Genomic DNA, 26476 nt, shown 5'->3' on the forward strand with positions numbered 1-26476 from the left:
GAGAGTGGCCATGATTTTACCGGCTTCACGCAGCCGGCGCGGGATAGCGCTGCGCATACCACTGCTTCAGGTGCTCGATGCAGCGCGTCACGCGGGGCGCCACCAGCTGGCGCGACGGATAGATGGCGAACAGCGCCAGGCTGGGCCGCTCGATGTCCGGAAACAGCTCGACCAGGGCGCCGCTGGCCAGTTCCTCGCGGCAGACGAAAGTGGGCAGGATGCCGATGCCCAGGCCGCGCAGGATCAGGCTGCGCATGAACAGGGTGTTGTTCGTGCGCACCCAGTTCGGCACTTCGATGTCGCTGTGCGGTCCCGCATGGCGCAGCGGCCAGCGGCTGCCGAACAGCGCGTGGCTGTAGATGAAGCAGCGCTGGCGCGTCAGGTCCGTGGCTTCCCGCAAGGGGCCGTGGCGTTCCAGGTAGGCCGGGGCGCAGCAGATGTGCAGGCGGTAGTCGTGGATATGGCGCGCCACGTAGCTCGAATCGGTGAGCGCGGTGGTGACGCGAAAACCCAGGTCGTAGTTGGCCGCCGCCAGGTCCACGTATTCATCCTTCAGGTCGACGTCCAGGCGCAAGGCCGGCCAGTCGGCCATGAAATCGGCCAGGCCCTCGGCCAGTTCGCCCACGCCCAAGGTCAGCGGCGCGTTGATGCGCAGGCGGCCCGTCACGTGCGCCGTCGAGTGCGCCACCATGTCTTCCGCCTGCGCCAGTTCGTCGAGCAGCTTGCGGCAGTGCTCGAGGTAGGCGGCGCCCGTTTCCGTCAGGGCCAGCTGGCGCGTGGTGCGCGTCATCAGGCGCCCGCCCAGTTCCTGCTCCAGCTGGCCGATGCGCCGGCTCACATAGGAGGCCGACAGGTCCAGTTCATCGGCGGCGCGGCGAAAGCTGCCCAGCTCGGCCACGCGGCGAAACAGCTGCATCGCCTGCAATTTATCCATTTCATTCCTATTCGGCGCTTCTATTCGGTCTTATTCTGCATCAGTGCTGTGCATTATTCATCATTTTTCCATATTTTGATTCGGAATATGCTGGTGACCTCTCTACAGAAAGGCCACACCATGAAAAAATTACTGATCAGCAGCCTGTTGCTCGCCGCCTTTTCCACGGCCCAGGCGGCCGAGGTCCTCGTCGTGCTGTCGGACGCCAATCACCTCGACCTGCGCGACGGCAAGGTCTTCCCGACGGGCTTTTATCTGAATGAATTGATGCAACCCGTGAAAAAACTGCTCGACGCGGGTCACACGGTGACGTTCGCCACGCCGCAGGGCCAGGCGCCCACGCTGGACGCCAGCTCGGATACGGTCGACTATTTTGGCGGCGACGCGGTCGCGCACGCGGCGCACAAGGCGCTGCTGGACCAGCTGGTGCTGACGGTGCCGGGCCGCTCGCCCGTGATCAGCCTGAAGCGCGTGGAGCAGATCGGCTATGGCCACTACGCGGCCGTGCTGGTGCCGGGCGGCCACGCGCCGATGCAGGATCTGTTGAAGGATGCCAGCCTGGGCGCCTTGCTGCGCCAGTTCCACGCGGACGGCAAGCCGACGGCGCTGCTGTGCCATGGCCCCATCGCTTTGCTGTCGGCCTTGCCGCAGGCGGCAGCGTTTGCGGCCGCGCTGGAAGCGGGCCGCCCGCCGCCCACCCCGGCGCACTGGATCTACAGCGGCTACCGCATGACGGTGATCAGCAATCAGGAAGAGCTGGCGGCGCAGGGCGCGCTGCAGGGCGGAACGATGAAGTTCTATCCGCAGTCGGGCTTGCAGGCGGCCGGCGCGCAGTATGTGCAGAACCAGGCGCCGTGGAGCAGCAACGTGGTGGTCGACCGCGAACTGATCACGGGACAGAATCCCGCCTCGGCGCCGGCCCTGGCGGACAAGCTGCTGCAGGCGCTGCAGGTGTCTCGTTAACGTCTCGTTAACGAAAAATCCCCGGCGGCGCCAGGGCGCGGCCGGGGAGGCAGTGCGTGCAGCGGAGATTACACGATCGTCAAGGTCACGTCGATGTTGCCGCGCGTGGCGTTCGAGTACGGGCAGACGATGTGGGCGGCGGCGACCAGCGCTTCGGCGGCGGCGCGTTCCATGCCTGGCAGCGAAATTTTCAGTTCCACTTCGATGCCGAAGCCCGTGTCGATGGCGCCGATGCCGACGTTGCCTTCGATCGACAGGTCCGCTGGCAGGGCGATCTTGTCGCGGCCGCCGACGAATTTCATGGCGCCGATGAAGCAGGCCGAGTAGCCGGCGGCGAACAGTTGTTCCGGATTGGTGCCGACGGCGCCATTGCCGCCCAGTTCTTTTGGCGTGGTCAGCTTGACGTCCAGCACATTGTCGGACGATACGGCACGGCCTTCGCGGCCTCCGGTGGCGGTAGCTTGAGCGCGGTACAGGACTTGTTTGATCGACATGATGGTTTTCCTCGGTGAGTTAAATAGTTAACGACTAAATAGTGTACTACTTGTTTCGTGGGCTGTCGCCCCAGGATCCCCGTCTGCAGAAGCGCTTGCCGGCGTCCATGTACACAATATATATCGCGCGCTATTTAATTGCAAGCGATTTTATTTCGGAGTGGCGCGGATTGACGCTTTATTTTGATGCCTTTGTCGCCACTACCGGGCTTCCATCGCATAATGGCCACCGCCGGTGGGGCCGATGGTTATGCTTGGCTCCACTTCACACCCCAAGGAAAAATCATGACTAGCCTCTTCTTTATCCTGCGCATCACCGTGGCCACGATGGTCGCCTACATCATCGCCACGGCGATCCTGGTCGAGAATTTCTTGCGCTATATCTTCGGGCACACGGAAGGCTTCTTTGTCATCGTTGGCGCGCTGCTGGCCAGCGCCGTCATCACGAATGCGTTTTCGCACGTGCGGCGCGTGCGCCTGATCGCCGGCACCGTCAACGCCGGCACCCTGTCGAGCCGCCAGCGGCGCCAGATCGAGATTCCGTTCGAGGCGGGCGAGGCGTTCGACATGATCGACGCTGCCATCCGCGAACTGCCGGGCAGCGAAGTGGTCGAAAGCGCGCGTGACAGCCTGCAGGTGCAGGCTAGAGTGCGCCGCGCGGCGCCGTACACGCACACGGGCTTGCCGCGCATGCGCCTGCTGGGCTTTCTCGAGCCGCGGCCGAACCAGATCCTCGCCACCGTCACGCCGAATGGCGAAGCGGGCAGCGTGACCCTGATCTGCGAACCGGCGCGCAACGCGTGGACGGACTGGTTCCTCGTCGACCATGGCAGCAACCTGGAAAACGCGGAAGCGGTGACGCGGGCGATGACGCGCCGCGTGGCGCAGCGCCGGCGCGGTGAGCAGGCCGAGGCGCGCCAGACGGTGACGGAAAAGGAACTCACGGTGGCCAAGCTGAGCCTGCTGCATGCGCAGGTGGAACCGCACTTCCTGTACAACACCCTGGCCAGCGCGCAGCTGCTCACGCGCAGCGACCCCGTGCGCGCCGACGAGATGCTGGGCAACCTGATTTTGTACCTGCGCCACTCGCTGCCGCGCACGGAGCAAGCCATGTCGACCCTGGGCACGGAGCTGGAGCGGGCGCGCGCCTACCTCGACATCCTGAAAATCCGCATGGGCGGGCGCCTGAACCTGCAGATCGAAGTGCCGCAATACCTGCGCCAGGCGGAGCTGCCGCCGATGATGCTGCAAACCCTGGTGGAAAACGCCATCAAGCATGGCCTGGAGCCGAAAAGCGGCGGCGGCACCATCTGGATCATGGCGCGCAGCGGCAATGGCACGGTGATCGTCACGGTGGCCGACGACGGCAAGGGGTTCAGCGATGACGGCGCCGGCACGGGCATCGGCCTGCGCAATGTACGCGAACGCCTGCGCCTGACCTACGGCAATACCGCCGCGTTTGCCATCGTCGCCAATTTCCCCGATGGCGTGACGGCCACCATCACGGTGCCCGACAGCACGGCGCAAGGAGTGTCCCATGCATCAGCCTGAGATGACTTGCGTCATCGCCGAAGATGAAACCCTGCTGCGCGATGCGCTCGTGGCCCTGCTGGCCGAGGAGTGGCCCTGCTTGCGCATCGTCGCCGCCTGCGACGACGGCGGCACGGCGCTCGAGGCCATCGCCACGCACAAGCCCGACGTCGCCTTCCTCGACATCCGCATGCCGGGCCTGACGGGACTGGAAGTGGCGGCCGGCGTGCTCGACGCGAGTCCCGCCACGCAGGTGGTGTTCGTCACGGCCTACGACCAGTACGCGATCGACGCCTTCGACAAGGGCGCCGTCGATTATCTGTTGAAACCGATCGCCCGCGAGCGCTTGCAAGCGACCTTGCAGCGCGTGCAGGCGCGGGCCGGCAAGACCCGTGCGGGGGACGGCGCGCTGGCCGGCTTGCTGCAGCAATTGAGCAGTGCCTTGCCGGCCGCCGCCAAGTCGCCGCCGCTGGTGTGGCTGACGGCCAGCAGCGGCAAGGATACGCGGTTGATCATGGTGGAAGACATCGCCTATTTTCAGTCCGACACCAAGTACACGGCCGTCATGACGGCGGAAGGCGAGGCGCTGCTGCGCAAGCCGATCCGCGAACTGCTCGACGTGCTCGATCCGGCCATCTTCAAGCAGATCCACCGCTCCACCATCGTCAACATGAAGATGGTGGCGTCCGTCACGCGCGACGAGGTGGGCCGCGGCGCCTTGCGCCTGAAGACGCGGCCGGAAACCCTGGCCGTGAGCCAGCCGTTCATGAGTTTGTTTCGGAATATGTAGCGCTGCTAAAGCCGGGGTCAGACCCTCAACACCGCTAACGCCAGGCTCACCGTCAACGTGGACGGGGGGTCTGACCCCAGAATTACTCCGCCGTTTCAAAACCTTCCAGCACATTGACGACATTGATGCCGATTTCCTTCACCGCATAGCCGCCTTCGAGGATGAAGGCGGTGGGCAAATTCAAATGCGCGAGGCGCTCGCCCACGCGCAGGTAGTCGCCGCTTTGCAGGGCGAAGTGCGACAGCGGGTCGCCGGCGAAAGTATCCACGCCGAGCGAGACCACCAGCGCGTCGGGCGCATACATATTGATGCGCAGGCAGGCCGTTTCCAGCGCGGCGAACCAGCTGGCCGTGGTGCTGCCGGCCGGCAGCGGCAAGTTGACGTTGTAGCCGAGTCCCGCGCCGCTGCCCGTCTCGTCGGCGTGGCCCAGGTAAAACGGATATTCGCTGCGCGGGTCGGCGTGGAGGGAGGCGAACAGCACGTCGTCGCGCTGGTAAAAGATGCTCTGCGTGCCGTTGCCGTGGTGGTAATCGATATCGAGGATGGCGACCTTGCGCGCACCGTCGTCGAGCAGATGCTGCGCGGCCAGGGCCGCGTTGTTCAGAAAACAGTAGCCGCCAAAGAAATCGCTGCCCGCGTGGTGGCCCGGCGGGCGCGTCAGGGCGAACGTGGCCCGCTCGCCCAGGCGCAGTGCGTGGGCCGCGTTGACGGCGCAGTCGGCGCCCGTCTTGGCCGCCGTCCACGTGCCAGCCGTCAGCGGCGTGCCGTTGTCCATCGAGTACAGGCCCAGCCTGGCCGTGAAGTCGTCCGGTTCGATGTCGCTGCGCAAGGTGCGCACGGGCCAGACGGATGGCAGCGCGTCCTTGCCCGCATTGTCCGGGTCGAGCGCCAGCCAGTCGTGCCAGGCGTGGCGCAAAAAATGCAGGTAACGGGGCGTGTGGATGCGCTCGAGCGAGGTCAGCGGCACGCCGTGGGGCGTGACGATGCGGCCCAGGTTGCGCCGCCCTAGCTCGGCCACCACCATGTCGGCCCGTTCCGGTGCCTCGAAGCACGGCACCATGGCGCCGCGAAACCATTCGAAACGGCCTCGATGCTGGCCGTGCAATTCATTGTAGAAGGTCAGCATGGGGGCGTTTTGCGCAAGGTCCGGCTCAGGTGTGCGAACACAGGGTGCTGGCGCGGTAGGCGGCGACGAAAGCGTCGAAGCTGCCGGCTGGCGCCGCTTCCATGGCGCGCTGCTCGGTCAGCGAGCTGGCGGCCATCGCGTCGAAATACGCACTTTGTTCCGATGTTGGCGGATGCGCGCGGAAAAACGCCGCATGGCGTTCGCTTTGCTGCAGGCCGAAGGCGGCAAATGAGCCGCCATTGGCGCGCAGTTCGGCCAAGACTTTGGCCGATGGCGTCGCATCCGGGTCGGCCAGTTTGACGGCTTGCGCCGCCAGGCTGTCCGCGTGCTGCGTGCCGCCATGGCGAGAGTCGAGCAGGGCCGCCACGGGGGCGATGCGCGCCAGCAATTGCTCGCCCCAGGCCTGCAGGGTGATCTCTTCGCCATCGCGGCGCAGGGTCAGGCCCGGCTTACGGCCTTCCTTGACGGTGCGGGCGAAATTGTTCGTGTAGCAGGCGCTTTGCTCGGCCGAGATGGGAGCGCTGTCGTCGAGCGCGCAGAACAGCAAAAAGGCGTCGAGGAAGCGGCCCGTTTCCAGGCTGATGCCCACCGGTTCGAACGGGTCTACATCCATGCAGCGCACTTCGATGTATTGCACGCCGCGCAGGCACAGGGCCTGGATCGGGCGCTCGCCCGTGCGGATCACGCGTTTCGGGCGAATGGTCGAATAGTATTCATTTTCGATCTGCAGCACGTTGGTGGACAGCTGAATCCACTCGCCATCTTTTTTGGTTCCCAGCGCTTCGTACGGCGGATACGGGTCGTTGACGGCGTGCGTGAGCGCGTTGACGTAGTCTTCCAGGCTGTTTTCGTGCGGGCGCAAGCCGGACTGGGCATCGTTCTGGTAACCGAGGTCGCTCATGCGCAGGCTGGTGGCGTAGGGCAGGAACAGGGTGTCGTCGGACAGGGTGTCGAGCTTGTGCGCGCGGCCGCGCAGGAAACCGGCGGACAGGGCCGGCGAGGCGCCGAACAGATACATCAGTAGCCAGCTGTAGCGGCGGAAATTGCGGATCGTCGCCAGATAGCTCTCCGACTGCACGTCTTTCGGCGTGGCCACCGCTTGCGTGGCGCTGGCGCTGGTGTCTGGGTTGCTGGCCAGCACTTGCCACAGCTGCTCGTCGAGCGAGTAGTTGTAATGGATGCCGGCGATGCATTGCATGGCTTTGCCGTAGCGCAAGGCCAGGCCGCGCCGGTAGACATGCTTGAGCATGCCCATGTTCGACGTGCCGTAGTTGGCGATTTCGATGTCCGCTTCGGGCGGCAGCTGGCACGGCATCGACTGGCTCCACAGCAACTCGTCGCCGAGGCGGCTGTAGGCATGGCGGTGCACGGTGTCGAGCTTGTCGAGCGTGACGCCGATGTCGGCTTCGGCCGGGGTGATGAATTCGAGCAGCGCTTCGGCGTAGTCGGTGGTGATTTCAGGGTGCGTCAGCGCCGAGCCCAGGGCTACCGGGTGGGGCGTGGAAGCCAGATGGCCGGCGTGGTCGACGCGCAGGGTTTCACGTTCGATGCCGCGCAAGCCGCCCAGCAGCGCGCGGTTGGCATCTTCAGTCAGCAATGCCAGGCGGCGAGTCAACAGGTTGGGCAATTTGAGCTTCCTTTCTTGTGCAGCATATAAATAATTTGTGCTGAGATTAACCGAATTTTGGCAAATGCGTCGGCGCCGGCCCAAAAAACGCCGCGTCGCCAGCGTCCGCCCCGAGGAACGTGGGCGGCGCTTCGGTCAGGAATTCGCTTGATATTTTAACAAACTGCGATGGCATCTGGCGCGCCGCCGGATCAAGCTTTGCGCAGGTGGCGGCGGTCAGCCGAGGCGGGCGCCGCTGACTCGTTCGATGCCGGCCAGGTCGCGCCAGCTTTGCACTTTGTTGTAGCCGGCGTCGGCCAGCAAGCCACGCACGGATGCGGCCTGGTCGTAGCCGTGCTCCATCAGCAGCCAGGCACCGGTTGCCAAGTGGCGCGCGGCGCCGGAGACGATGCTGCGCAGGGCCGACAGGCCGTCCGCATGGTCGGTCAGCGCGCCCGCCGGTTCAAAGCGCAAATCGCCTTCAGCCAGGTGGCGGTCGCCGCTGGCGATGTAGGGGGGATTCGAGACGATCAGGTCGAACTTTTCCGTGCCCAGTGCTTCGAACCAGTCGCTGGCCATGAAGGTTATGTTGACGCCGTTGGCGCTGGCGTTGCGGCGCGCCACGGCCAGCGCCGCGCTGCTCACGTCCAGAGCCGTGACGACGGCGTCGGGCCGCGTATGCGCCAGCGCGACGGCGATGGCGCCGCTGCCCGTGCCCATGTCGAGCACCCGTCCGCCGGGCGGCAGGCGCTCGAGCGCCAGTTCCACCAGCACTTCCGTGTCAGGGCGGGGGATCAGCACGGCGTCGTTCACTTCGAACGGCAGGCCGAAAAATTCGCGCTGGCCGACGATGTAGGCGATCGGCTCGCCCTGCAGGCGGCGCGCCAGCAAGCCGGATAAACGTTCGGCTTCAGCGGGAGTGAGTACGCGCTCCGATTGCGTGATCAGGCTCACGCGCGACAGGCCCAGCGCGTGGCCCAGCAGGATGCGGTTGTCGAGCGGATCGAGCAGTGGACGGATTTGCAGGGCGCCGACAGTGCTGCCGGCGGGAATCAAGGTTTCTGTCATGGTGCTTTCAATTATTTCTGACGGCGCAGCAAGGTCCACAGCATGGCGATGGCGAAGATGGCGAACCAGGCGAATGCCCATTGCGGGATCGACAGGCCGAAGAACGGTTCGCCGGCGCTTTCGCAGGCGCCATACGATTCAAACATGAAGGGCATGAGTTCGGCCGTGAAGACCTTGTTCAGCGCCGTTTCCACCGGATCGATGCCGCACGAGAAGCCGGGGTTGGCCAGCACGTACAAATGCTTGGCGCCCACGCCCAGGCCGCCCAAGGCTGCCAACAAGCCGACGCTGGCGCCGATTTTCGGTTTGTTTGCCGCCGCGCCGGCCAGGCAGGCGATGCCGATAGCGAGGAACAGGTAGCGCTGGATCACGCACAGCGGGCACGGCGCCATGTTCATGGCATGCTGTAAATACATGGCCACACCGAGCATCAGGAAACACAGGGCGGCGATCGACAGGAGGACGGTGCGTGAATTTTTCATGGGCGACACGGTGAGGTGGATGGAATCGAGCTGGTCATTTTCGCACAAGGCTGGATTTTTATTGCTTAGCCGCTACTTAAACCCCGGGGTCAGACCCCCGCTTGCGCCGACGCCTGATCTGCCGTCAGCGGTGGAGAGGGTCTGACCCCAGCCGTTAGTCCCCCAGCGCCGCCAGCAACTCCGCCTGGTGCTCCGCCGCCAGCGCATTCGTCAAATCCGTCAAATCCCCATCCATGATGAAGTCCAGCTTATATAAGGTCAGATTGATGCGGTGGTCCGTCAGCCGGCCTTGCGGGAAATTGTAAGTACGGATGCGCTCGCTGCGGTCGCCCGAGCCGATCAGGCTCTTGCGGGTGGCCGCTTCCTTCGACTGCTGCTCGCGCAGCTGCACGTCCTTGATGCGCGCGGCCAGCACTTTCATCGCCTGCGCCTTGTTCTTGTGCTGGCTGCGGTCGTCCTGGCATTCCACGACGATGCCGGTCGGCAAGTGGGTGATGCGCACGGCCGAATCCGTCTTGTTGATGTGCTGTCCACCGGCGCCCGAGGCGCGGTAGGTGTCGATGCGCAAGTCGGCCGGGTTGATGTTGACGTCTTCCACCTCGTCCGCTTCCGGCATCACGGCCACCGTGCAGGCGGACGTGTGGATGCGGCCCTGCGTTTCCGTGGCCGGCACGCGCTGCACGCGGTGGCCGCCCGACTCGAATTTCAGTTTCGAATACGCGCCATTGCCCACCACGCGCACGATCACTTCGCGGTAGCCGCCCAGGTCGGAATCGGACGAGGACACGAGTTCCACCTGCCAGCGGTTGCGCTCGGCAAAACGCGTGTACATGCGCAGCAGGTCGCCGGCGAACAGGGCCGATTCATCGCCGCCCGTGCCGGCGCGAATTTCCAGGAAGATATTGCGTTCGTCATTGACGTCCTTCGGCAGCAGCATGGTCTGCAATTCGCGTTCGAGGCGCGCCATGGTGGCCTTGGCCGCTTCGATTTCTTCCTGGGCGAATTCCTTCATGTCGGGATCGCCCAGCATCTCTTGCGCCGTCGTAATATCATTGCCCGCTTCCTGGTAGGAACGGTACAGGGCCACCAGCGGGCCCAGTTCGGCGTGCTCGCGCGTCATCTTGCGGTAGCTGTCCATGTTCGACGTGGCGTCCGGATGCATCAGCAGTTCGTCGAGTTCGACCAGGCGGTTCGCCAGTTGATCGAGTTTGGCCAGCATGGATGGTTTCATAGCGATTCGCGGTAAAAGAGTGTGGGGATGAAGCAGGCCCGGCAGGCGGGCAGGGGGTGGCCGCGCGGGCGGCCAGCGGGGCTGCGCTAACGGCGGGGGCGGAACAGTTTCGGCAGCAGGGTGACGAGCTGCTTGCGCTCGTCGCCTTGCGCGTGGTGCAGCGCCTGCTGCGGACCGTGCAGGAACTTGGCCGTCAAGCCTTTTGACAGCGCTTCCAGGACGGCGTCGATATCGGCGCCCTTGGCCAGCATTTTGCGCGCCCGTTCCACTTCCATCAGGCGCAGCGCTTCGCTGTTTTCATGCAAATGCTGGATGACGGGCACCATGGCGCGGTCGTCGACCCAGCTCATGAACGATTGCACGCGCGTCTCGATGATGGATTCGGCTTGCGCCACGGCCGCTTGCCGGCTTTCCAGGCCCGTCTGCACGACCTTGCCCAGGTCGTCGACCGTGTACAGGAAGACGTCGTTCAAACGGCCCACTTCCGCTTCGATGTCGCGCGGCACGGCCAGGTCGACCATGAACATGGGCTTGTGGCGGCGCGCCTTGATGGCGCGCTCGACCAGGCCCAGGCCCAGCAGCGGCAAGGACGACGCCGTGCACGAGATGACGATGTCGAATTGGTGCAGCTGCTCCGGCAGATCCGCCAGGCGGATGGCCTTGCCGTTGAAGCGGTGCGCCAGTTCCTCGCCCCGTTCCATGGTGCGGTTGGCAATGGTGATGCTTTTCGGGTTTTGCGCCGCGAAGTGCGTGGCGCACAATTCGATCATTTCGCCGGCGCCGATGAACAGCACGTTCTGCTCGGCGATCTTGTCGAAGATGCGCTGCGACAGGCGTACGGCGGCGGCCGCCATGGACACGCTGTGGGCGCCGATTTCCGTGCTGCTGCGCACTTCCTTGGCGACGGAAAAGCTGCGCTGGAATAACTGGTGCAGATACGTGCCCAGGCCGCCCGCCTCGTCGGCCGTGCGGATGGCATCCTTGATCTGGCCCAGGATCTGCGTTTCGCCCAGCACCATCGAATCGAGCCCGGAGGCGACGCGGAAGGTGTGGCGCACGGCATCGTGCTGCGGCAGCATATATAAGTGGGGGCGCAGCTCGCTGTAGTTGAGCTTGTGATAGTCGGCCAGGAAATGCGCGCCCGCGTCGAGCGGGTTCGGCACGTGGCTGGCCGCATACAGCTCGGTGCGGTTGCAGGTCGACAGGATGGCCGCTTCGTCGTTGTCGCGCAAGTCGATGCGCTGGAACCAGGTACGCGCCGCCATCACCGCCGAACCCAAGTGCTCAGGCGCAAACGCCAGCTGTTCGCGGAGCGACACTGGAGCGGTGGTATGGTTGAGGCCGACGGCGAGCAGTTGCATTTCAGGGCTGTTGGGGTGACTTATGCCGACATTATAACGCTTTGTGCCCGCGCTTTGAGCAGGTCAGCCGTTTGCCGCCATTCAGCCGCCCAGTTTTTCCAGGCGATAACCGTAGCTGTAGACGGGCACGAGCCTGTAGCCGTGTTCCGGTTTCAGCTGCAACTTGTTGCGCACGCGCGAGACGTGGGTATCCATGGTGCGCGAAGGCAGGGCCGTGTCGCGCTGCCACACGGCTTCGTGGATGTAGGCGCGTGACAGGGGACGGCCCAGGTTGCGGAAAAACAGCAGCGCCAGGGCGAATTCCTTGTGCGTCACATCCAGCACTTCGCCATCGCGCAGCAGGCGGCCGGGGCGGGTTTCAAACGTATATTGACCGAATTGCAAGGTCTCGGCGCCATTCTGGGCCGGGTAGGCCACGCGCAGCAGCGCCTGGGTGCGCAAGGTCAGTTCGCTGCGCCGCAGGGGCTTGATCATGTAGTCGTCGGCGCCGGCCGTCATGCCCGCCACCACGTCGTCTTCGCCCGAGCTGTTGGTCATAAACAACACGGGTGCCTTGGGCGCCAGTTTTTCCCGGGCACGGCGCAAGACCTCGGCACCGTCCAGATCGCTCACATGCCAGTCGAGGATGAGCATGTCGCAACTGTCCTTGCGCAATTGGCCCAGCATTTCCTTACCACTTTGAAACTCGTGGCAAGCGTGGCCGGCGGCGGTGAGCACCTGGCAGATCAGTTCTGCCTGGCTATGGTCGCTATCGAGTACGGCAATTCGCATAATTGGCTGGAGTGTGTAGCAACAAACAGACGGTCCGCTCTGCTTATCGTAATGTTAAGGAATGCTCAAGTGAAATATAACAGAGATTGCAACTGTGTCCAGTGAAATCGGCAGCGCAGGCCTTTACGTTACACTTGTTCATCTACCCCCCTACTGTGGAGAAACGGCCATGTCAGACAAGAGCACTACCGATTGGACCCTGATACCGGCCAGTCGTGCGGACATCGAGCAAGTGCGCGAGCGTTGCCGGCGCCTGGTGCAGCGGCGTGCCATGATGTCGGCGGGCGCGTCGGCCATTCCCATTCCCGGCATCGACCTGATGTCCGACGTGGGCCTGTTTTCCATGCTGATCAACGATATCAACCACGAATTCGGCCTGACGCCCGAGCAGATCGAGCGCCTGAACCCGCAGTTCAAGATGATGGCCTACCGCGCGGCGGTGGGCATGGGTGGCATGCTGGTGGGAAAGCTGGTGTCGCGCGAACTGATCCTCCACCTGCTCAAGCGCAGTGGCGTCAAGATAGCCACCAAGCAGGTGGCGCGCTTCGTGCCGTTCGCCGGCCAGGCGGTGGCGGCAGCCATCGGCTACGCCGTGTTCCGCCAGATCGGCAACCAGCACGTGAACGCCTGCGCCGCGGTGGCGCAGGAGTTGCTCGCGGTGAGGCCGGATTAACTATTATGCGTCCGGCAGCACCACGTTGACGTCGAGCACTTCCAGGTTGCCCTGGCGGTCCAGCGAAATCTTGATGTCGTCGGCATTGACCTTGGTGTACTTGGAAATGACGGCGATCAATTCCTTGTGCAGGGCGGGCAGGAAGTCCGGACCATCGCGTCCGCTGCGTTCGCGGGCGATGATGATCTGCAGGCGTTCCTTGGCCGCGGTGGCCGTCTTCGGCTTGGGGGGGAAGAGGAAAGAAAGCAAGGCCATATCACTTCGCCCCAAAAATGCGCTGGAGTAATCCAGGCTTTTCATAGTTGGTAAAGCGCAACTCGACTTCTTCGCCGAGGAAACGCGAGACCACGTCTTCATAGGCTTGCGCCACGTCCGTGCCCGTGAAATGGATGGCCGGGTTACCCTGATTTGAGGCGGCCAGCACTTGCTCCGATTCCGGAATGATGCCTACCAGCGGGATGCGCAGGATTTCCTGCACGTCCTGGTAGGACAGCATTTCATCCGATTCCACGCGTTTCGGCGAGTAGCGGGTGATCAGCAAATGTTCCTTGACCGGCTCGCCGCCCGTCTGCGCGCGGCGCGACTTGGCTTGCAGGATGCCGAGGATGCGGTCCGAATCGCGCACCGACGACACTTCCGGGTTGGTGACGATGATGGCTTCGTCGGCGAACGTCAGCGCCATCAGCGCGCCATGCTCGATGCCGGCCGGCGAATCGCAGATGATGAATTCGAAACCCATGTTGATCAGGTCGTTCAACACGCGTTCCACGCCTTCTTCCGACAAGGCATCCTTGTCGCGCGTTTGCGACGCGGGCAGGATGAACAGGTTGTCGCAGTGCTTGTCCTTGATCAGGGCCTGGTTCAGGGTGGCCTCTTTATTGATCACATTGATCAGGTCGTAGACGACGCGGCGCTCGCAACCCATGATCAGGTCGAGGTTACGCAGGCCCACGTCGAAGTCGAGCACGGCTGTCTTGTGGCCGCGCATGGCCAGGCCAGTGGAAAAACTGGCGCTAGAGGTCGTCTTGCCGACACCGCCCTTGCCGGACGTCACAACAATAATTCTTGCCACAAATAATCCTTTTCAGATATCTCTTGAATTGTGCAGCTTAAGAGCGGTTCACGGGAGTGACCGGATTGACAGAGTGTATATCGATTCTGTCGCCAGCCAAACGAATTTGCGCGGGTCCGCGCGCCATTTCTGCGGGGAAACCATCCTCGAACGTGCGGTACACGCCGGCGATCGAGACCAGTTCCGGTTCCATGGCCAGCGCGAAGATGCGGGCCTGGGCATTGCCCGAGGCGCCGGCCAGCGCGCGGCCGTACAGCGAGGAATATACGTGGATGCTGCCGTCGGCGATGATTTCGGCGCCATTGTTGACGACGGCGGTGATGATCAGGTCGCAGCCGCGCGCATAAATGCGCTGGCCGGCCCGCACGGGCGTGTCGATCACCATCACCTGGGCGTCGGCGCCCGACTGGGCGGCGGCCGTGGGCGTATCCTTGGGGCCATCCTTGGGCGGCGCATCGTCGCGCGTCTTGCCGCTGTCGAGGCTCAAGCCTTGCGCCAGGATGGCGTCATGCATGTCGGCTGGCGCATTGCGCACGGCCACGGCATTCAAGCGGTATTTTTTCAGCAGGGCCACGAGGGCGGCCCAATCAATGGGCACGCTGCCGGGCGGCAAGGCCGCCACGTCCAGCACGGCCAGGTCGTCCTCGAAAAAGTCGGCCACGCCGCCCGTCATGTCGCGCAGGGCGGCATCGAGTGCCTGCGTATCGGCGCTATGCAGAATGGCGGAGACAGCAACGACGGTGGAAATCTTGATTTCGATAGGCTTCTGCGACGGGCTTTTGGACATAAACATTTATCAAAGTGAAACTGCGGCAGGCCAGATGTTCCGTACGGCAACAATGGGAGCAGTAAATTTCTTGCATTCTACTGCAAAAAAATCAGCATCAGGGGCCTGGCGCGTGCTATTCCGCAGGGCAACACCTACTTCAGGTCAAAAAAAACGGACGGCGCCCCGGAAAACCGTTGCGCCGCCCTGAAAGCAGCCGAGAATGCGCCCTGAGGGCGCGGTCCTAGATCAAGCTGCGCGCATCTGTCGCGCCGCCACGAGCATATTCTTTAAAGCCGCTTCCGTTTCCGCCCAGCCCCGCGTCTTCAGGCCGCAGTCCGGGTTGACCCGTAACTGGGCTGGCGGAATGACGGCGATGCGGTAGGCGCGCGTGGCCCAGTCCAGCCAGGCGTCCCACTGGCTGCGGCGCAGCGGCAAGCCTTCGCGCATGGCCGGTTCGTCGATCTGGATGATGCCGATGCCGGCCGTTTCCAGGTCCGCCACTTCATCGCGGATGGCCAGGGCCAGTTGCAGCGCCGTCGTGGCGCGCGGCTGGTCGTCGCGCACGAACGAGCATTGCAAGATCGTCACCGGGCCCGTCAGCATGCCTTTCACCGGTTTATTGGTCAGGCTTTGCGCGTGCACCGTCCAGGCCACCGTCATGGCGGCCGGGCGCTGCACGTCGCCGTAGATGACGGGCGGTTTCACACAGCGCGAGCCGTACGATTGCACCCAGCCGTGGCGCGTGAAGATAAAACCGTCGAGTTGCTCGTCAAAGTAGTCGACCATGTCGTTGCGTTCCGCCTCGCCATGCACGAGCACGTCCAGGCCCAGCGCTTCCTGGCGGCTGACGGCGTGGGCGATTTCAGCGCGCATCGGTGCTTCATACTCGGTGGATCCAAGTTCGCCCCGCTTATGGCTGGCGCGGCGGCTGGCAATGGCCTGACGGGAAGTGGCCAATGCGGCCAGTGCGCTGTCATCGGGGTGGCCTTCAAGCGCGTCCTTGAGAACGGCGATTTCCGTCAGTTTTTCCGTGGCGAACGCCAGCCAGGTCCGGATTTCACCGTCGAGCTCCGTTTCCGCTTCCAGGCTGAACGGCACGTGCAGCAGCGAGCACGACGGCGCCAGCCACAGCTGGCCGTTGCGCTTGGCCGCCAGCGGCTGCAGCACGGCCAAGGCCGCGTCGAGGTCGGTGCGCCAGATATTGCGCCCGTCGACGATACCGATCGACAAGACTTTATGCGCTGGCAGCCAGTCCGTGACGCTGATCAGTTCATGCGGCGCGCGGATGCCGTCCACGTGCAGGCCGGCCACGGGCAGGCGGCAGGTCAGGCTGAGGTTTTCTTCCAGCGGCGAGAAATATGTGGCCAGCAGGATATTGATACCCACCTGGTTCAGTTGCCAGTACGTGCTTTCGAAGGCGCTGCGCCACGCGCCGGGCAAGTCCAGGCCCAGGATCGGCTCGTCGACCTGCACCCAGGCCACGCCTTGCTGCTTCAGGCGGTCGAGCAGGGCGCCGTAGACGGGCAGCAATTGTTCCAGCAGAGCCAGACGATCAAAGCTCGACTCGCCTGGCGTCTTTTCCTTGCCCAGCCAGAGGAAGGTGAGGGGGCCGATCAGGGTCGCCTTGATCTGGTGGCCGAGCGCCTGCGCCTCGGCCACTTCCGCCAGCAGGTGCTCGCCAGCGAGAGAAAATTGGGTTTGCGGCGACAATTCGGGCACCAGGTAATGGTAATTGGTGTCAAACCACTTGCTCATTTCCAGCGCGGCAGTGCCTGCGGCGTTGCTATGGTGCGCATGGCCGCAGCCCGCGTGCTCCGCATGCGTTGCTTCACCGCGCGCCATCGTGAAATAGCGCGCCAGCGGCGATTGCTCTGGCGCAAAGTTGAAACGGGCCGGTTCGCAGCCCAGCAGCTGGATATGGCTGGCGACCTGGTCATACAAGGCGAAGTCGCCCACGGTCACGTAATCGAGACCGGCATCGCGCTGCAGCGCCCAGTGGCGCGCGCGCAATTGCTGGCCCGTCGCTTCCAGCGCCGCCTCGGACAGCTCGCCGCGCCAGTGGCTTTCCAGCGCCAATGTCAGTTCACGCGCGGCGCCGATGCGGGGAAAGCCCAGGGTGTGGGTACGAATGGTCATGATGTCATCGAGATTTAATGTGAATGCGCTAGAGTGTGCGGCAACTTGGTCTATAATCAAAACGAAACATTTTATCGAATAACATGAAAATAATTCACGCACATCCCCCAACTTCCCGATGCTAGAAATCCGCCACCTGCGCACCCTGAGTGCCCTGCGTTCGTCCGGCAGCCTGGTGCGCGCCGCGCAGCTGCTCAACCTGACCCAGTCGGCCCTGTCGCACCAGATCCGTTTGCTCGAAGAGCGCTACAAGGCGCCTTTGTTCGAGCGCAAATCGATGCCCATCGCCTTTACGGCCACGGGCAGCCGGTTGCTGGAGCTGGCCGACAAGCTGCTGCCCGAGATCGAGCTGGCCGAGCGCGACGTGGCGCGCCTGTCGCAGGGCGACAAGGGGCAGCTGCGCGTGGCGCTCGAATGCCATACCTGTTTCGACTGGCTCATGCCCGTGATGGATGCGTTCCGCCAGCGCTGGCCGGAAGTGGAGATCGATCTTGTCTCCGGCTTTCACAGCGAACCGGCGGACTTGCTGCGTTCGGGCGAGGCGGACCTCGTGATCGGCTCGCCGTACGGCCCCGATTTCACCGTGTTCCCATTGTTCCGCTTTGAGATGCTGGTGGTGATGGCGCAGAAACACCGGCTGCAGGCGCAGCGCCGGCTGGTGGCGGCCGATTTTACGGGCGAGACCTTGATTACCTATCCGGTGCCGGAAGAGCGCATCGACCTGATCCGCGAAGTGCTGCGGCCCGCCGGCATCCAGTTTGAACGCCGCACGGCCGAATTGACGGTGGCCGTGCTGCAGCTGGTGGCGAGCCGGCGCGGCATCGCCGCCTTGCCGAACTGGGCCACCAAGAATTACGTCGATTACGATTATGTGGTGGCGCGCCCGGTGGGCGAGCACGGCCTGTGGAGCGATTTGTACGTGTCCGTGCCGGACAATCTGCAGGACAAGGCATACGTGCGCGATTTCGTCAGCGTGATACGCGAGCAGTGCGCGGCCTCGCTCGACGGTATCAAGTTGTTGTCTTGATCAACGTTGAGTTGGAAACAAACCAACAGGAAAGCTTGATAAATATCAAGGTTCAGCAATGAACCACCGCTTACAGTTGAGCACTGTGCGGCGCAACATGGCGTCGCCTACTCTTTGGGGAGAAACGACATGTTTTCATTTTCCGAACAATGGGCACTGGCCGGCAAGGCCGTGGTGGAAGCACAATTGATCAGCGCGCAAGCGTATGCCCAGGCCGTCGTCGACAGCGGTGCCAGCGTGTTGGAATTGCAGCTCGATACGGCCCGCTCGGCGCTGGCCGCCGCTACGGTAGCGGGCAATCAGCTGCTGTCCGTGAAGGATACGCAAGCGCTGCTGCAACTGTCGCGCACGCAGTCGCAACTGGCCATCGAGCGCATCGGTGCATATGGCCGCCAGGCAAAGGATGTTGCTCAAGAAACCCAGGAGAAATTCGAGACTGTGACAAAGGGTGAGTTTGCTGCATCGCGTCAAAAATTTGGCGAGCTGTTGCAGGTGGTAAAGCAAACGCCCGTGCCCTTGATTATTCCCTTCAATAATTTTCTAAAAACCACTTTCGGCGGCGCCGATGAAGGGTATGATAAAAATAAAAATACGCGTCCTGCTCGCCAGGCGTAAGCGTGTTGCGGCCCGGCAGCGGCTATCCGCCGCGCCAGTCCGCCCGCCAGTACCGCAAGCAGGTTGTCATCGCCGCCGCCTGCGGTGCGGCGCTGGAACTGCGGCGCATGCCGCGCTAGAATGAAACGCAGCTTGCTGTGTCTTCCCCGGATTCTCATTGGATTCTATTAGCACCTTGACCTTGGCCCTCGTGGCCTGCATATCGGAGAAATAAATGGATGATGTCGTAATCGTGGCCGCCGGCCGTACCGCAGTCGGCAAATTCGGTGGCAGTCTGGCCAAGATTCCTGCGTCCGAACTGGGCGCGCATGTAATCAAGGGCTTGCTGGCACAAACCGGCATCGACCCGAACCTGATCGGCGAAGCGATCCTGGGCCAGGTACTGACGGCCGCCGTTGGCCAGAACGCCGCGCGCCAGGCCGTCATCAAGGCTGGCCTGCCCAGCTCCATCCCGGCATTCACCATCAACAAGGTATGCGGCAGCGGCCTGAAGGCCACGCACCTGGCGGCGCAAGCGATCAAGTGCGGCGACGCCAACATCATCATTGCTGGCGGCCAGGAAAACATGAGCGCCTCGCCGCACGCGATGAACGGCTCGCGCGACGGTTTCCGCATGGGCGACTTCAAGATGATCGACACCATGATCGTCGACGGCCTGTGGGACGTGTACAACCAGTACCACATGGGCATCACGGCGGAAAACGTCGCCAAGAAGTACGAAGTGACGCGCGCCGAGCAGGATGAGTTCGCGCTGCAGTCGCAACTGAAGGCGGAAGCGGCGCAAAAAGCGGGCAAGTTCAAGGATGAAATCCTGCCGCTGGAAATCGCCAACAAAAAAGGCACCGTCGTCTTCGACAGCGACGAATACATCAAGCCCGGTTCGACCCTGGAATCGCTGTCCGGCCTGCGCCCCGCGTTCGCCAAGGACGGTACTGTCACGGCCGGCAACGCTTCCGGCCTGAACGATGGCGCCGCCGCCGTCATCATGATGTCCGCCGCGCAAGCGAAGGAACTGGGCTTGAAGCCGCTGGCGCGCATCAAGGCCTACGCTTCGTCGGGCCTGGACCCGGCCGTCATGGGCATGGGCCCCGTCTCCGCATCGCGTCTGTGCCTGAAAAAAGCCGGCTGGACGCATGAAGAGCTGGACCTGATGGAAATCAACGAAGCGTTTGCCGCGCAAGCGATTGCCGTCAACAAGGAAATGGGCTGGGATACCAGCAAGATCAACGTGAACGGCGGCGCGATCGCCATCGGCCACCCGATCGGCGCGTCCGGCGCGCGCATCCTGGTCACCCTGATCCACGAAATGATACGCCGCGACGCCAAGAAAGGCCTGGCAGCATTGTGCATCGGCGGCGGCATGGGCGTGGCTCTCGCGATCGAGCGCGATTAAGTAGCTGGCACCGCACCCAAGCTACTACGCGGCGCGCTTTGCGGCCTGCGATGCTCACCGTGCTAGAGCACGGTTGCGCTTCTTAGCCACAAATCATCGCCGCTCGCTACGCTTGGGTGCGATGCGGTACGCCGCCGTCATGCGGCGGTTTTGTGCTGCTTTATTTAAATAATTAACTTTTTAGCAACAGAACGACACTGAGGGGATGAAAATGGCAAGAGTTGCATTGGTAACTGGTGGCATGGGCGGTCTGGGCGAAGCGGTGTGTTTCAAGCTGGCGGCGCTTGGCTATCGCGTGGTGACCACATATTCCCCAGGCAATCCGAAGGTCGCGGAGTGGCTGGCGACGACGAAGGACATGGGCTATGACTTCAAGGCCTATCCGTGCGACGTGGCCGACTACGATTCGGCGGCTGCCTGCGTGGCGGCCGTGGAAGCGGAAATCGGTCCTGTGGACGTGCTGGTGAATAACGCCGGCATCACGCGCGACATGACGTTCAAGAAGATGGACAAGCCGAACTGGGACGCCGTGATGGGCACCAACCTCGATTCCGTCTTCAACATGACCAAGCCCGTCTGCGACGGCATGGTGGAACGCGGCTGGGGCCGCATCATCAATATCTCGTCCGTGAATGGCCAGAAGGGCGCCTTCGGCCAGACCAACTATTCGGCCGCGAAAGCCGGCATGCATGGTTTCACCAAGTCGCTGGCGCTGGAAGTGGCGCGCAAGAACGTCACCGTCAACACCATCTCGCCAGGCTACATCGGCACCAAGATGGTCATGGCGATTCCGCAGGAAGTGCTCGACAGCAAAATCATCCCGCAAATTCCGATGGCGCGCCTGGGCAAGCCGGAAGAAGTGGCCGGCCTGGTCGCTTACCTGGCTTCTGATGAAGCGGCGTTCGTCACGGGCGCAAACATCTCGATCAACGGCGGCCAGCACATGTCGTAATCGTTGTTGAGGTAAAACGGAAAAGACAGCTGCGGCTGTCTTTTTTTATGCTTGCCAGCAAAACAAGGGGATGGCCGGATTTGCCTTAGAATCAGCATTTCCTCACCGCATCATTCCATGACCCTAGTTCCTGCCTTGCGCCGCGCCAGCGTGGCCGCCATCTTTTTCCTGGGCGCCAGCGCGGCCCAGGCCAGCGTCGCCTTCCACGTCACGGTGACGACCGAGCGCATCCTCAAGCCCGGCGTGAAAACCAGCCTGCCCGCGCGCGCTACGCAGGACAGCGATGTCGTGCTGGGCGAACATTACCTCAGCGTGCGTGATGGCAAGAGCTTGACCGTGCTCGACTTTGCCACGCGCCGCCGCCACCTGATCGATATGGCGGCGTCCACCTACGATAGCTATTCACTGTTCGACGTGGCGGGTTTCCGCCGCATCGAGATCGCGCACCGCCAGGGCATGGCCGGCGCGCTCCAGGCTGGCGGCTTGCAAGCCCACGTCACGCCGCCCGTGTATGAAGAGCAGGCGTTGTCCGTGCCGGCGGCAAGGCGGCGCAACGCGCTGGCGCCGCACGTGCTCGACGGCGCTGTGCTGTGGTCGCTCGACGGACAGCCCCTGCTGCGCCTGGGGATAGCTGGCAGCCCCGTCAGTAATGACGATGCGACGGCGTTTGCCCAGTACTTGCGCTACACCTGGGGCGGCCATCCGCTGGTACTGAAGCTGCTGGCCGACGGCAAGCGTATTCCCGCCGACTTCACCTTGCACTATGAGGAAGTGGGCGGCAAGGTCGCGCGCCATTTCCGCATCAGCGCCATGACGGTGGGGGCGCCCGCCACGTATTCCCTGGCCGCTTACCGGCCTCGCCCGCTGGCGGCCGATGCGCCGCCGCTCGAAAGCGTGCTGGCGCAGGCGGCGTCGCTGCCGCCGCTGGGCCCGCAGGCACATCTCGCGCTGCGGGCCGAAGCGGAGCGCCTGTTTGCGGCAGACAAACCCTTCGAGGCTTTCTTGACCATGCTGGAAGACCATTTTTCCACGGGCGAACTGGTCGACAAGCTGTCGCCCCAGCAGATACGGGCCATGCAGGAATGTCAGCCCATCCACGATCTGACGCGGGGATTGCTGGCCAAGGACAAGGAGGGCATCGCGGACGCGCTGGCTACCGTGCAGGAATTGAGAAGGCAAACGGGGATGGCGCAGCCCGTCCTGGCCTTGTTCGAGGGAAATTTGCGTGCCAAGCTGGGGCAATGGCCGGAAGCAACCGCCTTGTATCTGCAAGTGCTGCAGGCCAGGCCGCAGATGGCGGCCGCGTACCAGGACCTGGGCGACGCCTTGCTGGCGCAGTTCGATGCGCCGAATGCCTGGCGCAGCTGGGATGCGGGACGTGCCATGGCGCCGTCGCTGCGGCAATTTCGCAAGGCCAACGATTTGGAGCGCAGCCTGCTGAACGATTACCCCGCCTTCTTTGCCGAAGGCACGACGCTTCCGCCTGAAGGTCAGCCCAGCACCAGCCGCCCGGCCAACAGCACGAAGACGGTGGGCAGCACGAACTTGCCGTAAGGCGAGGGTTTGCCGCGCAGGCGGCGCGCCAGGCGCGCGGCCAGGACCGCATACAGGGCATCGAACAGCAAGCCCATCAGCACCAGCACGGCGCCCAGGCGCAGGTATTGCATGCCGACCTGCTCGCTGCCGACGACGAATTGCGGCAGGAACATGCTGCAAAACAGCAGTGCCTTCGGATTGAGCAGATTCGTCAGGAAGCCGCGCACCAGGCTGGCGCGGGCGCCATGCGCCGTGGCGGGAGCGGCTGCTTCCTGCGCCGTTTTGCTCGACAGGGCCGACTGCAGCAAACGCAGCGCCAGGTACAGCAGGTAGGCGGCGCCCGCCCATTTGACCCACTGCAAGGCTTGCGGATGCGTCACCATCAAGGCCGCCAGGCCAGCGCCCGACAGCGCCACATGCACGGCGCGCGCGCCGGCAATGCCCACGGCCGTCACCAGCGCCGTGGCCACGCCGCGCGCGGCGCCCGTCGCCAGCACCAGCGCCATATCGGGGCCTGGTAATAAAAAGGCGCCAGCCAGTGCCAGCAGGTACATCAGGAAGGTAGAATCGGACATGGGCCAGTCGAAAAGAAAGCGGGAGCATGCGCACGGTGCAGCCTGCTCGCCGGAGCTCATTATGTTCTTGCTGCGATGAAATGTGCTTGCTTTTCCTGCCCTGCATGCCCTAGTATTCGGGTAGATTCCACTCGTATAAAAACAAAAATTAGATGAAAATTTCAGAAGTTAGCCTCGACGCCACCGATTTGCAGATACTCAGGCTGTTGCAGGATGAAGGACGGCTGTCGAATGCGCGCCTGGCCGAGCGCTTGAAACTGAGCGAAACCCCCGTCTGGCGCCGCTTGCGCCGCCTGGAAGAGGAAGGTTTCATTACCGGCTACCAGGCTTTGCTCAACCGCAAGAAGCTGGGCATCGGCCTGGTGGCCTTCGTGCGGGTCGTGTTTGCCAACCATGGCGGCGAGCAGCCGTCGCAGTTCGAGCAAGCCATCGCGACGATTCCCGAAATCTTGTCGTGCCACAATGTGGCGGGCGAAGCCGATTACTTCCTGCAAGTGGTGGCGCGCGACCTGGAAGCGTATGGCGAATTCGTCTCGACCGTGCTGCGCCGCCTGCCTGGCGTGGCGGAGATCCAGTCCAGCCTGTCGATGCGCGAAATCAAGTCGTCGAACCGCCTGCCCTTGCTGCTGGCCTGAGGCGCCGGGGGCGCACTATAATTGGAATAGTTGCCAGGACTCGCGCCTGGCGCCCTGACCGCCACTCCAAGGACCGCCATGCCAGATACCCTGTCACCCCTGTTTCCCGCCCTGTCGCCGAACCGGCACGGCATGCTGGCGGTCGATGACATCCACACCATTTATTGGGAAGAGTGCGGCAACCCCGACGGCATTCCCGTGCTGTTCCTGCATGGCGGCCCCGGCGCGGGCCTGTCGCCGCAGCACCGCCGCTTTTTTGACCCGCAGCGCTACCGCGTGATCCTGTTCGACCAGCGCGGCGCCGGCAAGTCCACGCCGCTGGGCGAATGGCGCAACAACACGACGCAGTTGCTGATCGAGGACATCGAACGCCTGCGCGCCCAGTTCGGCATCGGTCAATGGCTGGTGTTTGGCGGCTCCTGGGGGTCGACCCTGGCGCTGGCGTATGGCCAGGCGCATCCGGCAGCGTGCCTCGGTTTCGTGTTGCGCGGCATTTTTCTGTGCACGCAGGCGGAAATCGACTGGTTCATCGAAGGCGTGCGCTGGTTTTATCCGGAACTGTACGAAGAATTTGCCGCGCCCATTCCGGCCGTGGAGCGGGGCGACTTGCTGGCGGCCTACGTGCAACGCATCCTCAGCAGCGATCCTGCCGTGTACTGGCCGGCGGCGCGCGCCTGGAGCCGCTTCGAAGGGCGCCGCGTATACCTGATGCCGCAGCCGGAAGATGCGCCGAACGATGCGCTGGACCTGGGCGTGGGCCGGCTCGAATCGCATTACATGGCCCATCTCGGTTTCTTCGAGGAAGACCAGCTGATCCGCAACATGGGGCGCATCGCGCATTTGCCGGCCGTCATCGTGCAAGGACGCTACGACGCCATCTGCCCGCCGCTGTCGGCCTACCGTTTGCAGCAAGCCTGGCCCGGCGCGCAGCTGGAAATGATCCCCGATGCGGGCCATGGCGCGCTCGAACACGGCATCGCTTCGGCGCTGGTGCGCGCCACCGAGCGCTTCGTGCCGGGGCGCGGCTTCGCATGACGCCAGACCACGCCGGTTGGCAAAGCGGCCAGCCGGCGTGCGCCACCTGCTACACTATGGCCTGTGCTGGCGCCAGGGTCGGGCGCCGGTGTGAACCCACGACTTTTTATCCATGAACATACAGATCGGCGACATCGGCCATATCATCCAGCTGGCGATTGCGCCGGTTTTCCTGTTGACCGGTATCGGCACCATGCTGGTGGTGCTGACCAACCGCCTGGGCCGCATCATCGACCGCACGCGCGTGCTGGAAGACCGGCTCGACATCGGCTACAACGATTTCTATATGGATGAGCTAGATACCTTGTATCAGCGTACCCATCTGATCAATTATTCGATTTCGCTGAGCACGGCGTGCGGTTTCTTCGTCTGCGTCATCATCGCCATGCTGTTTTTGGGCGATATTCTGAACCTGACCCTGGACAAATACATCGCGGCCTTCTTTGTGCTGGCCGTGATTTGCCTGATCGGCTGTTTTATTTATTTACTGCGCGAAATTTATCTGGCCGCGACGGCCCAGCGCATCCGGCGCCATATCCGCCCGCCACGGTAAGCGGCGCGCCGGTTTACCCTACTATTGAAGAACGAGTCCAGCATGCACGATTACAAACGTCCCCCCACCCTGCACCGCTACGGCCAGCGCAGCGAACTCGAGCTGGCGCTGAGCCTGGGCCAGTTCCGCCTGGCGCCTGCGGGCAATTGTTTGACCCTGAGCTTTTCGCAAGTGTGGGACAAGCAACTGTTCGACCTGTTCGCCCCGGCCGACGCCTGTCTGATCATCCACAATACGGAAGAATTCGGCGAACGCCTGCACCGCGCCGTGCAGCGCACCCTGCCCAGCTGGGCCGGCATCGATGGCGTCGTTGAGTATGGCCAGCGCGCCGCCCTGGGCGCCGCTTTCACCAAGACGCGCGCCGAAGCAGCCGAGCAGGAATGGCTGTTCGCCTGGCGCTCGATGCAGCCGCAAGCGAGCCTGAACCCCGTGACGGTCAAGCTGGGCAGCCTGGAAAACTTCGCGGAAATCCGCGACCGCGACACGTATCTGGCGTAATTCAGCCTGACTTTTCCATGTGCTGGCTGTCGATGCGGGTGAGCACGGCCGCCATCATGCGCTCGATATCGCCGCGTATCATGGTCGTGCCCAGCATGCCGGGCACATAGAAGCCTGGCATCAGCCGGCTGGAAAAGACGATGCGCGTGCCGCCCGTTTCGGGGATGGGATACAGATTCCAGCGCGATTCGTAGTGCCGCATGTCGCCTGAAACGAGGGCGATATCGATGGCCGTGAACGGCGTTTCCGTGGCCCGCACCACCAGGTGGATGGGGTGGTTCATGAACAGGAAGCGCGCCATGCCCTGCTGCTCGATGATGACTTCATTGCCGTTGCGCGACAGCACGCGGCAGGAACTGAGGTCGGGCACGAATTCATTCATGCGCTCGTAGGTGGTCAGGGTCTTCCACACGGACGCCGGCGGCGCCTGCACGCTGCCGCTGGCATCGACTTCATACATGCGCTGCCCGTCGACCTCGATGCGCTTGACGTCGACCTTCAGCTTGTCCAGGCGTGTCGCCTGTGCCAGCGCGGTCGCGGGGACGGCGCACAGCATCAGCAGGCAAAGGAAGAGTCGCGTCATGCACCTAGCCTACGGGAAACTTGCGCCCGGCACAAGCTGTACCCATCGCCGGCCCGCGCGCCGGGCGA

At 63.4% G+C, this 26476-nt stretch carries 28 protein-coding genes; 13 read left to right on the forward strand and 15 right to left on the reverse strand.

Annotation, left to right across the window (positions count from 1 at the left end):
* Positions 1 to 25: 25 nt before the first annotated feature.
* Positions 26 to 934 carry a LysR family transcriptional regulator gene (locus P9875_RS02005; protein ID WP_278317457.1) on the reverse strand — a complete coding sequence of 303 codons (909 nt, stop codon included), beginning with the start codon at positions 932 to 934 and terminating at the stop codon, positions 26 to 28.
* A 120-nt stretch (positions 935 to 1054) separates the two neighbouring features.
* Here P9875_RS02005 and P9875_RS02010 point away from each other — a divergent pair, with 120 nt between their 5' ends.
* Entirely contained in the window at positions 1055 to 1897 is an 843-nt protein-coding gene (locus P9875_RS02010; RefSeq protein WP_278317458.1) for a type 1 glutamine amidotransferase domain-containing protein, read from the forward strand.
* Between the two features lie 68 nt (positions 1898 to 1965).
* On the opposite strand, the gene P9875_RS02015 is transcribed toward P9875_RS02010, so the two are convergent.
* Positions 1966 to 2391: an organic hydroperoxide resistance protein gene (locus P9875_RS02015; protein ID WP_035823589.1), complete on the reverse strand. Its 426-nt coding sequence runs from the start codon at positions 2389 to 2391 to the stop codon at positions 1966 to 1968.
* 285 nt (positions 2392 to 2676) lie between these two features.
* Here P9875_RS02015 and P9875_RS02020 point away from each other — a divergent pair, with 285 nt between their 5' ends.
* A complete protein-coding gene (locus P9875_RS02020) occupies positions 2677 to 3942 on the forward strand; it encodes a histidine kinase (RefSeq protein WP_035823591.1) in 1266 nt (421 codons plus the stop codon).
* Entirely contained in the window at positions 3929 to 4711 is a 783-nt protein-coding gene (locus P9875_RS02025; protein ID WP_225243091.1) for a LytR/AlgR family response regulator transcription factor, read from the forward strand. The genes P9875_RS02020 and P9875_RS02025 overlap by 14 nt, the downstream gene beginning before the upstream one ends.
* 82 nt (positions 4712 to 4793) lie before the next feature.
* Here the strand turns inward: P9875_RS02025 and P9875_RS02030 are convergent, their stop codons facing one another.
* The 7 genes from P9875_RS02030 to P9875_RS02060 form a co-directional block, all read right to left on the reverse strand.
* Positions 4794 to 5837, reverse strand: a complete 1044-nt coding sequence (locus tag P9875_RS02030; protein ID WP_278317459.1) for a histone deacetylase family protein — start codon at positions 5835 to 5837, stop codon at positions 4794 to 4796.
* 25 nt (positions 5838 to 5862) lie between these two features.
* Positions 5863 to 7464, reverse strand: a complete 1602-nt coding sequence (gene gshA, locus P9875_RS02035; RefSeq protein WP_278317460.1) for a glutamate--cysteine ligase — start codon at positions 7462 to 7464, stop codon at positions 5863 to 5865.
* A 216-nt stretch (positions 7465 to 7680) separates the two neighbouring features.
* Positions 7681 to 8511, reverse strand: coding sequence for a peptide chain release factor N(5)-glutamine methyltransferase (gene prmC / locus P9875_RS02040; protein WP_099401157.1), 831 nt, complete (start codon positions 8509 to 8511; stop codon positions 7681 to 7683).
* Between the two features lie 11 nt (positions 8512 to 8522).
* On the reverse strand, positions 8523 to 8993 hold the full coding sequence (locus P9875_RS02045) for a disulfide bond formation protein B (protein WP_099401432.1): 471 nt from the start codon (positions 8991 to 8993) through the stop codon (positions 8523 to 8525).
* A 154-nt stretch (positions 8994 to 9147) separates the two neighbouring features.
* On the reverse strand, positions 9148 to 10224 hold the full coding sequence (gene prfA, locus P9875_RS02050; RefSeq protein WP_035823601.1) for a peptide chain release factor 1: 1077 nt from the start codon (positions 10222 to 10224) through the stop codon (positions 9148 to 9150).
* A gap of 86 nt (positions 10225 to 10310) precedes the next feature.
* The gene (gene hemA, locus P9875_RS02055) at positions 10311 to 11585 is read right to left on the reverse strand and encodes a glutamyl-tRNA reductase (RefSeq protein WP_099401158.1); all 1275 of its coding nucleotides are present in this window, start codon (positions 11583 to 11585) and stop codon (positions 10311 to 10313) included.
* Positions 11586 to 11666: 81 nt separating this feature from the next.
* A complete protein-coding gene (locus P9875_RS02060) occupies positions 11667 to 12356 on the reverse strand; it encodes a response regulator transcription factor (protein WP_035823604.1) in 690 nt (229 codons plus the stop codon).
* Between the two features lie 169 nt (positions 12357 to 12525).
* Between P9875_RS02060 and P9875_RS02065 the strand changes: the two genes are divergently transcribed.
* Complete coding sequence (locus P9875_RS02065; RefSeq protein WP_099401160.1) at positions 12526 to 13029, forward strand: hypothetical protein; 504 nt, start codon at positions 12526 to 12528, stop codon at positions 13027 to 13029.
* 3 nt (positions 13030 to 13032) lie between these two features.
* Here P9875_RS02065 and minE read toward each other — a convergent pair whose 3' ends face one another.
* The 4 genes from minE to P9875_RS02085 all read right to left on the reverse strand — a co-directional run bounded on the left by minE (position 13033) and on the right by P9875_RS02085 (position 17006).
* Positions 13033 to 13284: a cell division topological specificity factor MinE gene (minE, locus tag P9875_RS02070; protein ID WP_034752886.1), complete on the reverse strand. Its 252-nt coding sequence runs from the start codon at positions 13282 to 13284 to the stop codon at positions 13033 to 13035.
* A 1-nt stretch (position 13285) separates the two neighbouring features.
* Positions 13286 to 14101, reverse strand: a complete 816-nt coding sequence (gene minD / locus P9875_RS02075) for a septum site-determining protein MinD (protein WP_034752889.1) — start codon at positions 14099 to 14101, stop codon at positions 13286 to 13288.
* A gap of 37 nt (positions 14102 to 14138) precedes the next feature.
* Positions 14139 to 14888: a septum site-determining protein MinC gene (gene minC / locus P9875_RS02080; RefSeq protein WP_035828495.1), complete on the reverse strand. Its 750-nt coding sequence runs from the start codon at positions 14886 to 14888 to the stop codon at positions 14139 to 14141.
* Positions 14889 to 15116: 228 nt separating this feature from the next.
* Positions 15117 to 17006, reverse strand: a complete 1890-nt coding sequence (locus tag P9875_RS02085; protein WP_278317461.1) for a 5-methyltetrahydropteroyltriglutamate--homocysteine S-methyltransferase — start codon at positions 17004 to 17006, stop codon at positions 15117 to 15119.
* Between the two features lie 118 nt (positions 17007 to 17124).
* Here P9875_RS02085 and P9875_RS02090 point away from each other — a divergent pair, with 118 nt between their 5' ends.
* The 5 genes from P9875_RS02090 (at position 17125) to P9875_RS02110 (ending at position 22547) form a co-directional block, all read left to right on the forward strand.
* Positions 17125 to 18033 (forward strand): LysR family transcriptional regulator, encoded by a 909-nt coding sequence (locus P9875_RS02090; RefSeq protein WP_278317462.1) that lies wholly within the window; start codon positions 17125 to 17127, stop codon positions 18031 to 18033.
* Between the two features lie 129 nt (positions 18034 to 18162).
* Positions 18163 to 18648, forward strand: a complete 486-nt coding sequence (locus tag P9875_RS02095) for a phasin family protein (RefSeq protein WP_035823613.1) — start codon at positions 18163 to 18165, stop codon at positions 18646 to 18648.
* 214 nt (positions 18649 to 18862) lie between these two features.
* Positions 18863 to 20041, forward strand: a complete 1179-nt coding sequence (locus tag P9875_RS02100; protein WP_278317463.1) for an acetyl-CoA C-acetyltransferase — start codon at positions 18863 to 18865, stop codon at positions 20039 to 20041.
* A gap of 211 nt (positions 20042 to 20252) precedes the next feature.
* Positions 20253 to 20993, forward strand: coding sequence for an acetoacetyl-CoA reductase (gene phbB / locus P9875_RS02105; RefSeq protein ID WP_035823615.1), 741 nt, complete (start codon positions 20253 to 20255; stop codon positions 20991 to 20993).
* A 117-nt stretch (positions 20994 to 21110) separates the two neighbouring features.
* Positions 21111 to 22547 (forward strand): hypothetical protein, encoded by a 1437-nt coding sequence (locus P9875_RS02110; RefSeq protein WP_158300058.1) that lies wholly within the window; start codon positions 21111 to 21113, stop codon positions 22545 to 22547.
* Here P9875_RS02110 and P9875_RS02115 read toward each other — a convergent pair.
* Entirely contained in the window at positions 22484 to 23104 is a 621-nt protein-coding gene (locus tag P9875_RS02115; RefSeq protein ID WP_035828500.1) for a LysE family translocator, read from the reverse strand. The two genes, P9875_RS02110 and P9875_RS02115, sit on opposite strands and share 64 nt — an antisense overlap.
* A gap of 152 nt (positions 23105 to 23256) precedes the next feature.
* Here P9875_RS02115 and P9875_RS02120 point away from each other — a divergent pair, with 152 nt between their 5' ends.
* The 4 genes from P9875_RS02120 (at position 23257) to P9875_RS02135 (ending at position 25825) form a co-directional block, all read left to right on the forward strand.
* The gene (locus tag P9875_RS02120) at positions 23257 to 23739 is read left to right on the forward strand and encodes an Lrp/AsnC family transcriptional regulator (protein WP_034752896.1); all 483 of its coding nucleotides are present in this window, start codon (positions 23257 to 23259) and stop codon (positions 23737 to 23739) included.
* 78 nt (positions 23740 to 23817) lie between these two features.
* The gene (pip, locus tag P9875_RS02125) at positions 23818 to 24774 is read left to right on the forward strand and encodes a prolyl aminopeptidase (RefSeq protein WP_278317464.1); all 957 of its coding nucleotides are present in this window, start codon (positions 23818 to 23820) and stop codon (positions 24772 to 24774) included.
* A 112-nt stretch (positions 24775 to 24886) separates the two neighbouring features.
* Positions 24887 to 25327 carry a DUF2721 domain-containing protein gene (locus P9875_RS02130; RefSeq protein WP_035823621.1) on the forward strand — a complete coding sequence of 147 codons (441 nt, stop codon included), beginning with the start codon at positions 24887 to 24889 and terminating at the stop codon, positions 25325 to 25327.
* 42 nt (positions 25328 to 25369) lie between these two features.
* Positions 25370 to 25825: a hypothetical protein gene (locus P9875_RS02135; protein ID WP_035823624.1), complete on the forward strand. Its 456-nt coding sequence runs from the start codon at positions 25370 to 25372 to the stop codon at positions 25823 to 25825.
* Between the two features lies 1 nt (position 25826).
* Here P9875_RS02135 and P9875_RS02140 read toward each other — a convergent pair whose 3' ends face one another.
* Positions 25827 to 26408, reverse strand: coding sequence for an SRPBCC family protein (locus P9875_RS02140; protein WP_278317465.1), 582 nt, complete (start codon positions 26406 to 26408; stop codon positions 25827 to 25829).
* Between the last annotated feature and the right edge of the window lie 68 nt (positions 26409 to 26476).

This window comes from Janthinobacterium rivuli, assembly GCF_029690045.1.
Lineage (GTDB): Bacteria > Pseudomonadota > Gammaproteobacteria > Burkholderiales > Burkholderiaceae_D > Janthinobacterium > Janthinobacterium rivuli.

What these genes read in the sequence shown, in the direction of transcription:
- P9875_RS02005 (WP_278317457.1), bottom strand. Translation starts at nt 934, where the DNA reads ATGGATAAATTGCAGGCGATGCAGCTGTTTCGCCGCGTGGCCGAGCTG.
- P9875_RS02010 (WP_278317458.1), top strand. Translation starts at nt 1,055, where the DNA reads ATGAAAAAATTACTGATCAGCAGCCTGTTGCTCGCCGCCTTTTCCACG.
- P9875_RS02015 (WP_035823589.1), bottom strand. Translation starts at nt 2,391, where the DNA reads ATGTCGATCAAACAAGTCCTGTACCGCGCTCAAGCTACCGCCACCGGA.
- P9875_RS02020 (WP_035823591.1), top strand. Translation starts at nt 2,677, where the DNA reads ATGACTAGCCTCTTCTTTATCCTGCGCATCACCGTGGCCACGATGGTC.
- P9875_RS02025 (WP_225243091.1), top strand. Translation starts at nt 3,929, where the DNA reads ATGCATCAGCCTGAGATGACTTGCGTCATCGCCGAAGATGAAACCCTG.
- P9875_RS02030 (WP_278317459.1), bottom strand. Translation starts at nt 5,837, where the DNA reads ATGCTGACCTTCTACAATGAATTGCACGGCCAGCATCGAGGCCGTTTC.
- prmC (WP_099401157.1), bottom strand. Translation starts at nt 8,511, where the DNA reads ATGACAGAAACCTTGATTCCCGCCGGCAGCACTGTCGGCGCCCTGCAA.
- P9875_RS02045 (WP_099401432.1), bottom strand. Translation starts at nt 8,993, where the DNA reads ATGAAAAATTCACGCACCGTCCTCCTGTCGATCGCCGCCCTGTGTTTC.
- prfA (WP_035823601.1), bottom strand. Translation starts at nt 10,224, where the DNA reads ATGAAACCATCCATGCTGGCCAAACTCGATCAACTGGCGAACCGCCTG.
- hemA (WP_099401158.1), bottom strand. Translation starts at nt 11,585, where the DNA reads ATGCAACTGCTCGCCGTCGGCCTCAACCATACCACCGCTCCAGTGTCG.
- P9875_RS02060 (WP_035823604.1), bottom strand. Translation starts at nt 12,356, where the DNA reads ATGCGAATTGCCGTACTCGATAGCGACCATAGCCAGGCAGAACTGATC.
- P9875_RS02065 (WP_099401160.1), top strand. Translation starts at nt 12,526, where the DNA reads ATGTCAGACAAGAGCACTACCGATTGGACCCTGATACCGGCCAGTCGT.
- minE (WP_034752886.1), bottom strand. Translation starts at nt 13,284, where the DNA reads ATGGCCTTGCTTTCTTTCCTCTTCCCCCCCAAGCCGAAGACGGCCACC.
- minC (WP_035828495.1), bottom strand. Translation starts at nt 14,888, where the DNA reads ATGTCCAAAAGCCCGTCGCAGAAGCCTATCGAAATCAAGATTTCCACC.
- P9875_RS02085 (WP_278317461.1), bottom strand. Translation starts at nt 17,006, where the DNA reads ATGACCATTCGTACCCACACCCTGGGCTTTCCCCGCATCGGCGCCGCG.
- P9875_RS02090 (WP_278317462.1), top strand. Translation starts at nt 17,125, where the DNA reads ATGCTAGAAATCCGCCACCTGCGCACCCTGAGTGCCCTGCGTTCGTCC.
- P9875_RS02095 (WP_035823613.1), top strand. Translation starts at nt 18,163, where the DNA reads ATGTTTTCATTTTCCGAACAATGGGCACTGGCCGGCAAGGCCGTGGTG.
- P9875_RS02100 (WP_278317463.1), top strand. Translation starts at nt 18,863, where the DNA reads ATGGATGATGTCGTAATCGTGGCCGCCGGCCGTACCGCAGTCGGCAAA.
- phbB (WP_035823615.1), top strand. Translation starts at nt 20,253, where the DNA reads ATGGCAAGAGTTGCATTGGTAACTGGTGGCATGGGCGGTCTGGGCGAA.
- P9875_RS02110 (WP_158300058.1), top strand. Translation starts at nt 21,111, where the DNA reads ATGACCCTAGTTCCTGCCTTGCGCCGCGCCAGCGTGGCCGCCATCTTT.
- P9875_RS02115 (WP_035828500.1), bottom strand. Translation starts at nt 23,104, where the DNA reads ATGTCCGATTCTACCTTCCTGATGTACCTGCTGGCACTGGCTGGCGCC.
- P9875_RS02120 (WP_034752896.1), top strand. Translation starts at nt 23,257, where the DNA reads ATGAAAATTTCAGAAGTTAGCCTCGACGCCACCGATTTGCAGATACTC.
- pip (WP_278317464.1), top strand. Translation starts at nt 23,818, where the DNA reads ATGCCAGATACCCTGTCACCCCTGTTTCCCGCCCTGTCGCCGAACCGG.
- P9875_RS02130 (WP_035823621.1), top strand. Translation starts at nt 24,887, where the DNA reads ATGAACATACAGATCGGCGACATCGGCCATATCATCCAGCTGGCGATT.
- P9875_RS02135 (WP_035823624.1), top strand. Translation starts at nt 25,370, where the DNA reads ATGCACGATTACAAACGTCCCCCCACCCTGCACCGCTACGGCCAGCGC.
- P9875_RS02140 (WP_278317465.1), bottom strand. Translation starts at nt 26,408, where the DNA reads ATGACGCGACTCTTCCTTTGCCTGCTGATGCTGTGCGCCGTCCCCGCG.